At 26.4% G+C, this 12,541-nt stretch carries 11 protein-coding genes; 3 read left to right on the top strand and 8 right to left on the bottom strand.

Going from position 1 to position 12,541, the window contains the following annotated elements:
* From carA to ribF, 6 genes are all read right to left on the bottom strand, one after another.
* Entirely contained in the window at positions 1 to 1,149 is a 1,149-nt protein-coding gene (gene carA, locus D9V66_RS00750; protein WP_187308380.1) for a glutamine-hydrolyzing carbamoyl-phosphate synthase small subunit, read from the bottom strand.
* Between the two features lie 170 nt (positions 1,150 to 1,319).
* Positions 1,320 to 2,129: a 4-hydroxy-tetrahydrodipicolinate reductase gene (gene dapB / locus D9V66_RS00755; RefSeq protein WP_158365551.1), complete on the bottom strand. Its 810-nt coding sequence runs from the start codon at positions 2,127 to 2,129 to the stop codon at positions 1,320 to 1,322.
* 13 nt (positions 2,130 to 2,142) lie between these two features.
* The gene (gene ispH / locus D9V66_RS00760) at positions 2,143 to 3,093 is read right to left on the bottom strand and encodes a 4-hydroxy-3-methylbut-2-enyl diphosphate reductase (RefSeq protein WP_158365552.1); all 951 of its coding nucleotides are present in this window, start codon (positions 3,091 to 3,093) and stop codon (positions 2,143 to 2,145) included.
* Positions 3,094 to 3,159: 66 nt separating this feature from the next.
* Complete coding sequence (gene lspA / locus D9V66_RS00765) at positions 3,160 to 3,636, bottom strand: signal peptidase II (protein ID WP_158365553.1); 477 nt, start codon at positions 3,634 to 3,636, stop codon at positions 3,160 to 3,162.
* Complete coding sequence (gene ileS, locus D9V66_RS00770) at positions 3,636 to 6,452, bottom strand: isoleucine--tRNA ligase (protein WP_158365554.1); 2,817 nt, start codon at positions 6,450 to 6,452, stop codon at positions 3,636 to 3,638. The genes lspA and ileS overlap by 1 nt, the downstream gene beginning before the upstream one ends.
* Before the next feature lie 12 nt (positions 6,453 to 6,464).
* On the bottom strand, positions 6,465 to 7,412 hold the full coding sequence (gene ribF / locus D9V66_RS00775; protein ID WP_158365555.1) for a bifunctional riboflavin kinase/FAD synthetase: 948 nt from the start codon (positions 7,410 to 7,412) through the stop codon (positions 6,465 to 6,467).
* 194 nt (positions 7,413 to 7,606) lie between these two features.
* Here ribF and rpsT point away from each other — a divergent pair, with 194 nt between their 5' ends.
* Positions 7,607 to 7,876 (top strand): 30S ribosomal protein S20, encoded by a 270-nt coding sequence (gene rpsT, locus D9V66_RS00780; protein WP_158365556.1) that lies wholly within the window; start codon positions 7,607 to 7,609, stop codon positions 7,874 to 7,876.
* A gap of 59 nt (positions 7,877 to 7,935) precedes the next feature.
* Here the strand turns inward: rpsT and dnaJ are convergent, their stop codons facing one another.
* Both dnaJ and dnaK read right to left on the bottom strand, forming a co-directional pair.
* Positions 7,936 to 9,072: a molecular chaperone DnaJ gene (dnaJ, locus tag D9V66_RS00785; RefSeq protein ID WP_158365557.1), complete on the bottom strand. Its 1,137-nt coding sequence runs from the start codon at positions 9,070 to 9,072 to the stop codon at positions 7,936 to 7,938.
* A gap of 96 nt (positions 9,073 to 9,168) precedes the next feature.
* Positions 9,169 to 11,082, bottom strand: coding sequence for a molecular chaperone DnaK (gene dnaK, locus D9V66_RS00790; RefSeq protein WP_158365558.1), 1,914 nt, complete (start codon positions 11,080 to 11,082; stop codon positions 9,169 to 9,171).
* Positions 11,083 to 11,442: 360 nt separating this feature from the next.
* Between dnaK and ndhC the strand changes: the two genes are divergently transcribed.
* Together ndhC and D9V66_RS00800 are read left to right on the top strand one after the other, a co-directional pair.
* Positions 11,443 to 11,820, top strand: coding sequence for an NADH-quinone oxidoreductase subunit A (gene ndhC / locus D9V66_RS00795; protein ID WP_158365559.1), 378 nt, complete (start codon positions 11,443 to 11,445; stop codon positions 11,818 to 11,820).
* Between the two features lie 43 nt (positions 11,821 to 11,863).
* On the top strand, positions 11,864 to 12,538 hold the full coding sequence (locus D9V66_RS00800) for a NuoB/complex I 20 kDa subunit family protein (RefSeq protein WP_158365560.1): 675 nt from the start codon (positions 11,864 to 11,866) through the stop codon (positions 12,536 to 12,538).
* The last annotated feature ends 3 nt before the right edge of the window (positions 12,539 to 12,541 follow it).

The following is a 12,541-nucleotide window of genomic DNA, read 5'->3' on the forward strand; positions in this document are numbered from 1 at the left end:
TTACTGAGTTTTAGTTTTTTGACAAGTAATTAATTGAATGAAATGATTAAATAAAGAAGAAGCATCATGTGGTCCAGGACTAGCTTCTGGATGTCCTTGAAAACTAAAAGCAGATTTATTAGTTAACGCAAGTCCCTGTAATGTTCCATCAAAAAGAGAAGTATGTGTTGTTTCTATATTTTTTGGCATATTTTTAATATCTACAGTAAAACTATGATTTTGAGATGTGATAATAACGCGGTTGGTTTTTATGTCTTTTACAGGATGATTTCCTCCATGATGTCCAAATTTCATTTTTATAATTTTTGCACCGCTAGCTAATGCAAGTAATTGATGTCCTAAACATATCCCAAAAATTGGAATATTAGTTTTTAAAAAACATTGAATTGCATTGATAGCATAAAGACAAGGTCTTGGATCACCTGGACCATTAGATAAAAAAATTCCATCTGGAGATAAATTTAATACAGTTTTTGCATCAGTAGTTGCCGGAACAACAGTTAAGTAGCAACCTCTATCTACAAGCATACGTAATATATTTCTTTTAACGCCAAAATCGTATACAACAACATGTAATAAATTTTTTTCTTTTTTAATAGAAAAATATTTTTTTTTATTGATATTAAAACTACTTTCATGCCAATTATAAATAAATTTCGTAGAAACCTTTTTTGCTAAATCTAAACCTTGCAAGCTTAAAAAATTTTTAGCATTTTTATGTGCTATAGAATAGTTTTCTTTTGTATCTTCTATAATACACCCGTTTTGAGAACCTTTTGTACGTAAAATACGAGTTAATTTTCTTGTATCAATATCAGATATTGCAACAATATTATTTTCTTTTAAATAAGAAGAAAAATTTTTTTCATTTCTATAATTACTTGCAATTAGAGATAGATCTCGAATAATCAATCCCTTTGCATGAATTTTAGTTGATTCTTCATCGTTAGAATTAGTTCCAACATTTCCAATATGTGGATGAGTTAATGTTATAATTTGATGTGAATAAGAGGGATCAGTGATAATCTCTTGATAACCAGTAATTGATGTATTAAAAACAACTTCACCTACAGTTGTTCCTTTAGCTCCAATAGCTCGTCCATGAAACTTAGTTCCATCTTCTAAGACCAGCACTGCTGATTGGTTCAAAACACCCTCCTCTGTTAATAAAATAATTATTAATTTTATTAAAACTTATGCTTTATATTAACTAAAATTAATATTTTTGTCTATTGTCGTATTATAAAACATTTTTTAAATCTAAAATGATTAAGATGCTTAGTATTTTTCTAAATAAGAAAATTGTTACTGAGTCATTATTAAAATGATAGTACGTTTGTCATATCAAATAAACCCTTTTGTTTTTTATGAATCCATAATGCTGATTGTATTGCACCTTTAGCAAAAGATATTCTACTAGATGCAGTATGAGTGATTTTGATTTCTTCACCATGACTAGAAAACATAACTGTATGTTTACCAATAATATCACCTGAACGTACAATAGAAAATCCAATTTTTTCTTTTTTTCTTATCCCAGTTATTCCCTTATTATAATATAAAGAATGTTTATCTAAATCCCATTGCATCACTTTAGATATCACATTTCCTATTGCTAATGCTGTACCTGAAGGAGAATCTATTTTATTTCTGTGATGATATTCAATAATATTAATATCAGAATTTTTTCCTATAATTTGAGTAGTTTTTTTAATTAATTCAAATATTAAATTTATTCCTATACTAAAATTTGAAGAAACAACTATACCTATGTTTTTAGAATGTTTTTTTATAATATTAAATTCCTCTTTTGAAAATCCAGTAGTACCAATAACCATATTTTTTTTAAATTGATTACAATAGTTTAAATATTTTAATGTGCCATTAGGTCTTGTAAAATCAATTAAAACATCAAAATCATTTGTTTTTGGATTTAATTCATCAGTTATACGAACACCTATTTTCCCTATTCCAATAACCTCTCCAATATCTTCATTTACAAGTTTGTGTTCTTTTTTTACTAATGCTGTTGTTAAATGTGTATGTTCATTTTTTTTTATTTCTTGGATAAGTGTTTTGCCCATACGGCCGATGGATCCAGTAATTGCAATACGAGTTTTTTCATTCATTTTTTCTGTCTCTTTATTTTGAATATGTTTTAATTTTGAATAATTTTTTAGGAATTTTAAAAATTTTTTTTTCTTTAATACCTATCATTTCGATTGATTTACCAGCACCTAGTTTTTGTAAATATTGAATGACTTGTTTGACTAATATTTCTGGTGCTGAAGCACCAGCTGTAATACCTACAGAATTAACATTTTTTAACCATGTTTTTTTAATATCAAGAAAAGAGTTAATAAGTTTTGTACAAGTGCCAAATTCTTTTCCTGATTCTACAAGACGATTAGAATTAGAAGAATTCTTTGAACCTACCACAAGTATTATATCACTTATTTTAGATAATTGATAAATTGCTTTTTGACGATTAGTTGTGGCATAACATATATCTTCTTTATTTGGAGCAGAAATTTTTGGAAACTTGTTCTTTAAAGAAGAAATAATATTTTTTGTTTGTGTAGTTGATAAAGTTGTTTGAGTGACAAAACTTAATTTTTCAGCGTTTTTTACAGTTAAATTATTTACATCTTTTATTGATTCAATGAGATATATTTTTCCATTTTGGTTATCATATTGTCCTATTGTACCTTCTACTTCAGGGTGTCCTTTATGACCAATAAGAATTGTTTCTATTCCCTTTTTACTACATTCTGATACTTCTTTATGTACTTTTGTTACTAATGGACAAGTAGCATTTAAAATAATTAAATTTTTTTTTATTGCTTCTTTTTTAATTTTTTTTGATACTCCGTGAGCTGAAAACACAACTACTGAATAATCTGGAATTTGTGATATTTTTTCAATAAAAACAACTCCTTTTTGACGTAATTCATTAATTACATATTGATTATGTACTAGTTCATGTTTTACATAAATTATTTTTTTATATATTTTTAATGCATTTTCAACTATTAAAATAGCTCTTTTCACACCTGCACAAAAACCTCTAGGATTAGCTAATATAATATTCACTATATATCTCTCTAAAATATGAATTTTTTTTATTATAATTGAATATTATATAAAAACTTTTTTAAATTAATAATTTAAACGTGTTAAAATAAGAATTCCAATAAAAATACTACAATCTGCTATATTAAATGTAGCAAAATGCCAATCATTAATATGTACATCAATAAAGTCTATTACAAAACCATGAAAAACTCTATCTATTAAATTTCCTATTGCACCTGCAATAATAAAAGAATAAGATACGATTTTATCTTTTTTTATTTTTTTAGATTTTATAATAATTCTTATCATCACTAGTATAGTAAAAATGCTAATAATTGATAGAAACCATCTTTGCCATCCTTCTTGATCAGATAAAAAACTAAATGCTGCACCATAGTTGTGAATATGAAAAAAATTTAATATTGAAAAAATTTTTTTTGTTTCATTAATTTTTATATGATTAAATATCCAATATTTACTAAATATATCTATCATAACAATAAATATTATTAGAATTATATAGATCCATTTTTTTCTTTTTTTTAAACATTGAGTTTTCATTATATAAAGATACGTTTTTCACCATTTCCTGTTGTATTTAAGACACAACGATTACAAATATCATTATGTAGACAATTTTTATCATTATTAAAATAATGCCAACAACGTGGACATTTTTTTCCCTTAAATTTATTTAAAGAAATTTTAAAAAAAGAAATATTTTTGCTTTTTTTTGTGTTTATAGGTGCAGTTTCATAAGGTTTTACTTTTGTTTCAGAGGTTAAAAATATAAATTTTAATTCTTTATCTAATATTTTTAATTTAGTTAATAATTCAGGTAAAACATATAACGTCACAGAGGCTTCAAGAGAATTATTGATAGTTTTGTTTTTTATTAGTTCTTCTAAAAATTTATTTATTTCATTTTTAATGTCAATTATTTCATTCCAAAATTTACAGTTGAACACATCATTTTTATCTAAATGAAATAATTTATCAAACCATTCTTCTGTAAATACATATGGAGAATCATTTTGTGGTAAGTGATTCCATATTTCATCAGCAGTGAAAGAAAGTATTGGTGCTATCCATCGTACAAGTGCATGAATTATATAATATATAGCTGTTTGACAACTCCGTCTTTCTTGACTATTTTCTTTTAAAGTGTATTGTCTATCTTTAATAATATCAAGGTAAAACGATCCCATTTCCATCGAACAAAAATACATTATTCGCTGTATTACTGCATGAAAGTTGTATTTTTTATACAATTCAATAATTTCTTCTTGAACTGTTTTAGTATGGCTTATAGCCCATTTGTCTAAATAAACCATATTATTTTTAGATATTATATCTTTTTTTGGGTTAAAATCATTAATATTAGCTAACATAAAACGTGCAGTATTTCTAATTCTACGATATGTATCTGATGCATTTTTTAAAATTTCATCAGAAATTGAAATATCATTAGAATAATTAGAAGATGCTACCCATAATCTTAAAACATCTGCTCCTAACTTATTTATTATATTATTAGGACTAATAGTATTACCCATAGACTTAGACATTTTTTGTCCTTTTCCATCTACTACAAATCCATGGGTTAGTACTTCAGAATATGGTGCTTTTTCATTAATTAACGTTGATATTATTAACGAAGACATAAACCAACCTCTATGTTGATCTGATCCTTCTAAATACATATCAGCGCTATTTTTCTCGTATTTTTTATTTTTATATTTTATTGAAGTATGTGTGTTTCCAGATTCAAACCATACGTCTAATATGTCTAATATTTTATCATAAACTTGATATTCTTTACCTAATATTTCTTTTAAATCTATATTCCACCATGCTTTGATTCCTTCTATTTCTACTTTTTTTGCTATTTTTTCCATTAATAAGAAAGTTTTAGGATGAATTTCTCTTGTTTTTTTGTTTATGAAAATTGACATTGGTACACCCCATTTTCTTTGTCTTGAAACGCACCAATCAGGTCTTTTTTTAATCATTTCTCTTATTCTTGATTGTCCCCATTCTGGAATCCAAAATACCTTTTTTATTTCTTCTAAAGATTTATCGCGCAGTTTTTGATAATCTATTTTTACAAACCATTGTGGAGTAGCTCTATAAATAATTGGGTTTTTATGTCTCCAACAATGTGGATAGTTATGTTTTAAATATTCATGGTGTAATAGAAGATTTCTTTCAGTTAATATTTTTATAATAATTGAATTAGCTTGAAAAATGTTAATACCATCTAGTTTTGGATGTATATTAGAGATATAGTTACCTTTAAAATCTACTAAATTACTTATTTTAATATTATATTTTTGACTAACTTTATAATCATCTGGTCCGTGATCGGGTGCCGTATGAACACATCCTGTTCCTGATTCAAGTGTGACATGTTTTCCTAAAATAAGAGGTAAATAAATATTTTTAAGAAATGGGTGTAAAAATATTACATTTTCTAAATATTTTCCTTTTATAGAATCTATTACTATCCATTTTTTTATTTTTAATTTATTTAATACATTTTTAACTAATTTTTTCGCAATAATTAAATTATATTTTTCAGTTTCAATGAGTTGATATGCAAAATCTGGATGTATTGCAATAGCTTTACTAGATGGAAGAGTCCATGGTGTTGTTGTCCAAATAGGTAAATATATTTCTTTTTGATTGATTTTTTTTAAATTAAATATGTTTTCTATAATTGATTTATTTTGATTTTTAAAAGCGACTATAATTGAATCTGATGTTTTTTTAGAATATTCAACTTCTGCTTCAGATAAAGATGAAGAACATGAAAGGCACCAATATACAGGTTTAAAATCTTGATATAAATATTTTTTTTTAATAATTTTGGATAATGTTCTAATTATGTTTGCTTCGTTTTTAAAATCCATTGTAAGATGAGCATTTTCCCAGTCACCTATAACTCCTAGTCTAATAAAATCTTTTTTTTGTTTTTGAACTTGATTTTCTGCATATTCTCTACATTTTTCTTGAAATTTTGAAGTAGATATTTTTTCACAATCAGAAATAGTTTCTTCTACTTTTTGTTCAATAGGCAATCCGTGGCAATCCCACGATGGAATATAAGGCGCATCAAATCCTGATATATTTTTAGATTTTATAATAATATCTTTTAAAACTTTATTAACAGCATGTCCAATATGAATATTTCCATTAGCATAAGGTGGACCATCATGTAAAAAAAATATTTTTTTTCCTTCTTTTTTTTTCCTAATTAATTTATAAAGATTATTTTTATGCCAATTTTTTAAAATTTCGGGTTCTTTTTTTACAAGATTACCTTTCATAGAAAATGTTGTTTTAGGTAAGTTTAGTGTTTTTTTATAATCATTCATTGTATTTTCGTTTTAGTATAAATTATAAGATATATTGAAATAATTTTTGACTTTTTGTATATCATTAAAAATTTGATTTTTAAGTTCTTTTATTGAGGGAAAAAATAGTTCATCACGTATTTTTTTACAGATAAGAACTTCTATATATTTTCCATATAAATTCATTTTTGTATTAAATAAATAAACTTCAAGAACTTTATTTTTTTGAGTATCAAAAAAACTTGGTTTTATGCCAATATTACATATTCCCAGAAATTTTTTATTTAAAAAACAATTAACTTTTACTGCATATACCCCATTACTTAATAGAAAATTTTTATTTAAACGTATATTTGCTGTAGGATAACCTAATTTTTTTCCTATTGAATTTCCGTGAACTACTCGACCGTAAATACTGAATGGACGACCTAATAATTGAGAAGCTAATTTTATATTATTTTTAGATAAGGCCTCTCTGATTGTAGTGCTACTAATTTTTGTATTATCTTTATATAAAGATTTTACCTTTATTACATGAAATAAATATTTATCTCCTAATTTTTTTAGAAGATTAATGTTTCCATCTCTTTGAAACCCAAATCTAAAGTCATCTCCTATTACTATAAATTTTACATGCAGTTTATTTATTAGTATATTTATGATAAAATCTTCTGCAGTTAAAGATTGAAAAAATGCATTAAATCTAATACATAAAACCGTATCAATATTATAAGATGCAGTATATTTTATTTTTTCACGAAAAGTCGTAATTCTAACTGGAGCATTTTTATTTTTTAAAAATTCTAATGGTTGAGGTTCAAATAAAATTATTATAGTTGGTATGTTATGTTTTTTTCCTGTTATGTACGTATGAAAAAATAATTTTTGATGTCCTAAATGTATTCCATCAAAATTTCCAATTGTGACAACTGAATTAGAATGAATTTCTTTAAGATTATGGATACCCCTGATAATTTTCATTTTTGGGCTAACCTTTTCAAATACGGTAATTTGCATATTTAAAAAATATTTCTTCGAATAATTTATTTTTTTCATAAAAATATTTTTGTTAATATGATTAAATATTTTTTTTAGAAAAATATTTTTAGTATATTTATATATATTACATTTTTAAATAAATATTCATTTTTTTTAAAAAAATTTAGAGGTGAACATTGGCTAATATTAAATCTGCTAAAAAAGACGCGATAACATCTGCAAGACGTCGAAAACAAAATACTAGTCGACGTTCAATGATTCGAACTTTTATAAAAAAAGTACGAGTTGCTATTGCTTCTGGGACACAAGAAGCAGCGCAAGAGGCATTTAAAAAAATGCAACCTATTGTTGATGCTCATGTAAATAAAGGTTTAATACATAAAAATAAAGCTGCACGTTATAAATCTAACTTATTATTACAAATTTCTAAAATGTGTAAAAATTAAGTACTTAAACAGTATTGCCTCTAATTTTACATTCAGAAGCAATACTTTTTCATAGAATTTTATTTTGTTAAATCATCAAAAAATCTTTTTACTCCATCAAAAAATCTTTTTGAACGTGGACTATTTCTTTCACCCCGAAAACCATTAAAACTATTTCCTAGTTCAAATAAAAGATTTTTTTGTTTTTCATTAAGATTAACTGGTGTTTCTACTACAATACGACACAATAAATCACCTTGATTTCTATTTTGTACCGATTTTACTCCCCTTCCTTTAATGCGAAAAAGTTTTCCTGATTGTGTTTCAGATGGTATTTTCAGTTTAACTCTACCGTCTAAAGTAGGTACTTCTATTTCTCCACCTAAAGCAGCCATAGTAAAATTTATTGGCACTTCGCAATATAAATTATTTTTTTCTCTTTCGAAAATCGGATGTTTTTTAACTGTAATTTGTACATAAAGATCACCTGATTGTGCACCGTTAGTACCAGGTTCTCCTTCGTTGTTTAAACGAATTCTATCATTAGTATCGATTCCAGGTGGAATTTTTATTAACAACGTTTTATATGTTTCAACTTTGCCTTGACCATGACATGAATTACATGGATCTTTAATCACTGTTCCCTTTCCATAACATACATTACATGATTGTTGTACAGTGAAAAAGCCTTTTCTAATATGTATTTGACCTTTTCCATGACATGTGGAACATGATCGAGGTTTTGTTCCAATTCTAGCACCACTTCCATAACATATTTTACATTTCTGAAAAGTAGGAATACGGATTTCTTTTTGAGTGCCCTTTACTGCTTCTTCTAAAAAAATTTCCATATTATAACATAAATCAGATCCTTTTTTAGCTCTTTTATTTCTATTTCCCCCAAAAATATCTCCAAAAACATCTCCAAAAATATCTCCAAAGTCTGAAGAACTAGTAAATGTACTATATGAACTATTTCCAGAATAGCTATTATCAAAAGCTGCATGTCCATATTGATCATATGCATTTCTTTTTTCTTCATTAATTAATACTTCATAAGCTTCTTTTATTTCTTTAAATTTATTTTCAGCAGTTTTATCTCCTTGATTTCGATCAGGATGATATCTCATTGCTAATTTTTTATATGCTTTTTTGATTTCACGTTCTTCGGCGGATTTTGAAATCCCTAAAATTTGATAGTAGTCTTTTTTTGCCATGCTTACTTACTCTTCCTGATTTTAAAATAATGCACGGGCGTAGAAGCTTATCTACGCCCGTGCTAGTTTAAAGTCTTTTGTAATTTTCCCTATTTTTTACTTTTTAGGATCTTTAATTTCTTCAAATTCGGCATCTACAATATTTTCATCTTTTTTATTAGATGAATTATTTTTGTTTTTGATATTTTCTTCTGATTTTTTTTGATTAACTTTTGTTAGCTTTGATGATTGTTTTAAAAGCATTTGTATATTTTTTTCAATTTCAGATTTGTTTTCTCCTTTTAATGCTTTTTCCAATTTATCTAAAGCTAATTCAATTTCTTTTTTGTCTTTTTCTTCAATTATGTTTTTACTTTCATTTAATTGTTTTTTTGTACTATGAATTAATTGATCACCTTGATTTCTTGTTTGAATCAATTCTTCAAATTTTTGATCAGCTTCAGAGTTCGCTTCTGCATCATCTATCATTTTTTTGATTTCTTCTTCTTTAAGTCCAGAAGATGCTTTAATAGTAATTTTTTGTTCTTTTCCTGTTTTTTTGTCTTTTGCAGATACATGTAATATTCCATCAGAATCAATATCAAATGTTACTTCGATTTGGGCAGTGCCTCTAGGTGCTGGCTCAATTCCATCTAAATTAAATTGTCCTAAAGATTTATTATCTGATGATTTTTTACGTTCACCTTGTAATATATGTATAGTTACTGCTGATTGATTGTCTTCTGCTGTTGAAAACACTTGGCTATGTTTAGTAGGAATAGTAGTATTTTTATTTATTAGTGGAGTCATTATCCCACCCATAGTTTCAATGCCCAGGGATAAAGGAGTTACATCAAGTAGCAAAACGTCTTTGACATCACCAGAGAGTACTCCTCCTTGCACTGCCGCACCTACTGCAACAGCTTCATCTGGATTTACATCTTTTCTAGGTTCTTTTCCAAAAAAATCTGCAACTTTAGCTTGAACCATAGGCATTCTTGTTTGACCACCTACTAATATAACATCATTTATATCAGATACTGATAGCCCTGCATCTTTTAATGCAACTTTTAGTGGTTCAATAGAACGAATTATTAAATCTTCTACTAAAGACTCTAGTTTTGATCTGGTAACTTTGATATTTAAATGTTTAGGACCATTAGCATCTGCTGTAATATATGGAAGATTTACATCTGTGTGTTGTGCAGATGATAATTCTATTTTTGCTTTTTCTGCAGATTCTTTTAAACGTTGCATAGAAAGAGGATCATTTCTTAAATCTATGCCTTGTTCTTTTTTAAATTCTGTTACTAAATAGTTAATTAATCTACTATCAAAATCTTCACCACCAAGATGGGTATCTCCATTAGTAGCAAGAACTTCAAATGTTTTTTCTTTGTCAACATCATCTATCTCAATAATTGAGATGTCAAAAGTTCCACCACCTAAGTCATAGACTGCTATTGTTCTATTTCCTTGTCCTTTATCTAAACCATACGCAAGCGCAGCAGCTGTAGGTTCATTAATAATTCGCTTAACTTCTAGTCCTGCAATTCTTCCAGCGTCTTTAGTTGCTTGACGTTGAGCATCATTAAAATAAGCAGGGACTGTAATAACAGCTTCTTTTATTGTTTCTCCTAAGTAATCTTCTGCAGTTTTTTTCATTTTTTTTAATACCTCTGCAGAAATTTGGGGAGGTGCCATTTTTTCTTTTTTTACATTAATCCATGCATCACCATTATCAGAATTTATAATTTTATAAGGCATGATTTTTATATCACGTTGTACTTCATCGTCTTGAAATTTTCTACCAATCAAGCGTTTTATTGCAAATAATGTGTTTTTTGGATTAGTTATAGCTTGACGTTTAGCAGGTTGTCCTACTAAAACTTCTCCTTCTTGAGTATATGCAATAATTGAAGGTGTAGTACGATCACCTTCTGCATTTTCTAATACACGTGGTTTGTTGCCATCCATAATGGCAACACAAGAGTTGGTTGTGCCCAAGTCAATACCAATAATTTTACCCATTAAAATTTCTCCTATAATATCTTGATAAATTGGGTTTTCAACCTTGATGTAACCATTTTTTTGGCTTTCAATTAACTCTACAATAATATTTCATTGTACTTTATCTTTAAAGTTGAATGATTATTAAATGGGGTCTCTTTTTCAGCCATCAAGGGTTAAGGTAAAAAAAAAGTAAAGTTTTAGTAATAAAGTATGAATTATTTCATAATTTCTTGTTTTATTTGATAATGTATATTTATTAATATGTTTAATATTTGTGTTTTTTTTTTTCTAGAATATAATTCTATTTTATATAAAAAATAATTTAATCCTTATTTAAAATAAGTTTATTTAAATAATTTAAATATTTCAGGAAAATCTATGTTTAAAAATACGGAAATAACAACAGAATATTTGTCTTTTTTTATTTTTATAATTTTTTCTTTAGGATTTTGTTTTTTTATGCTTTTTTTGAGTTCAATTTTAGGTGGTAGATCTATATCTAGATATAAAAATACTCCTTTTGAATCAGGTATTGTTTCAGTAGGCAATACTTATCTTCATTTTTCTGTTAAATTTTATTTAATAGCTATGTTTTTTGTTATTTTTGATGTTGAAGCATTATATTTATATGCATGGTCTGTCAGTGTATCTGAATCTGGATGGATTGGATTTATAGAAGCTACTATGTTTATAATGTCTATTATATTAGGATTGATTTATTTAATTCGTATAAAAGCGTTAAGTTGGACGTCTTAAAATAGATATTTAAATATTTAAAATTTATTTAATGAGAAAAAAAATGAATTATACTTTAACTAAAGCTGAAAATTGCAAAAATAATGCAAAATATCCAAAAAAAAGCATTCAATCTGTTAATGATCCTGTAGAAGAATATTTAAAAAAAAATATTTTTATGGGTAAAATCACTCAATTATTACATAAAATAGTTAATTGGGGACGAAAAAATTCTCTTTGGCCTTACAATTTTGGATTATCTTGTTGTTATGTAGAAATGGTATCGGCTTTTACTTCTGTACATGATGTTGCTCGCTTTGGGTCTGAAGTTTTACGTGCTTCGCCAAGACAAGCAGACGTTATGGTAATTGCCGGTACGCCATTTATAAAAATGGCTCCTGTTATTCAACGATTATATGATCAAATGTTAGAACCAAAATGGGTTATTTCTATGGGTTCATGTGCTAATTCTGGTGGTATGTATGATATTTATTCTGTTGTTCAAGGAGTAGATAAATTTTTACCAGTAGATATTTATATACCTGGTTGTCCACCTCGCCCTGAAGCATATATACAAGGTTTGATGTTATTACAAAAATTAATTAAAGAAGAAAGAAGACCATTATCTTGGGTAATCGGAGAACAAGGAATATATAATAAAAAGATGATATCTGAAAAAAATAGAAAAAGAAGCAAAAGAATTAATATAGTTAATCTTCCGACATCAGAAAATATTTAATGA

The sequence above is a fragment of the Buchnera aphidicola (Brevicoryne brassicae) genome (assembly GCF_005082825.1).
In the GTDB taxonomy this organism is placed as follows: Bacteria; Pseudomonadota; Gammaproteobacteria; order Enterobacterales; family Enterobacteriaceae; genus Buchnera; species Buchnera aphidicola_AK.

What these genes read in the sequence shown, in the direction of transcription:
- dapB (WP_158365551.1), bottom strand. Translation starts at nt 2,129, where the DNA reads ATGAATGAAAAAACTCGTATTGCAATTACTGGATCCATCGGCCGTATG.
- lspA (WP_158365553.1), bottom strand. Translation starts at nt 3,636, where the DNA reads ATGAAAACTCAATGTTTAAAAAAAAGAAAAAAATGGATCTATATAATT.
- ileS (WP_158365554.1), bottom strand. Translation starts at nt 6,452, where the DNA reads ATGAATGATTATAAAAAAACACTAAACTTACCTAAAACAACATTTTCT.
- ribF (WP_158365555.1), bottom strand. Translation starts at nt 7,412, where the DNA reads ATGAAAATTATCAGGGGTATCCATAATCTTAAAGAAATTCATTCTAAT.
- dnaJ (WP_158365557.1), bottom strand. Translation starts at nt 9,072, where the DNA reads ATGGCAAAAAAAGACTACTATCAAATTTTAGGGATTTCAAAATCCGCC.
- dnaK (WP_158365558.1), bottom strand. Translation starts at nt 11,082, where the DNA reads ATGGGTAAAATTATTGGTATTGACTTGGGCACAACCAACTCTTGTGTT.
- ndhC (WP_158365559.1), top strand. Translation starts at nt 11,443, where the DNA reads ATGTTTAAAAATACGGAAATAACAACAGAATATTTGTCTTTTTTTATT.
- D9V66_RS00800 (WP_158365560.1), top strand. Translation starts at nt 11,864, where the DNA reads ATGAATTATACTTTAACTAAAGCTGAAAATTGCAAAAATAATGCAAAA.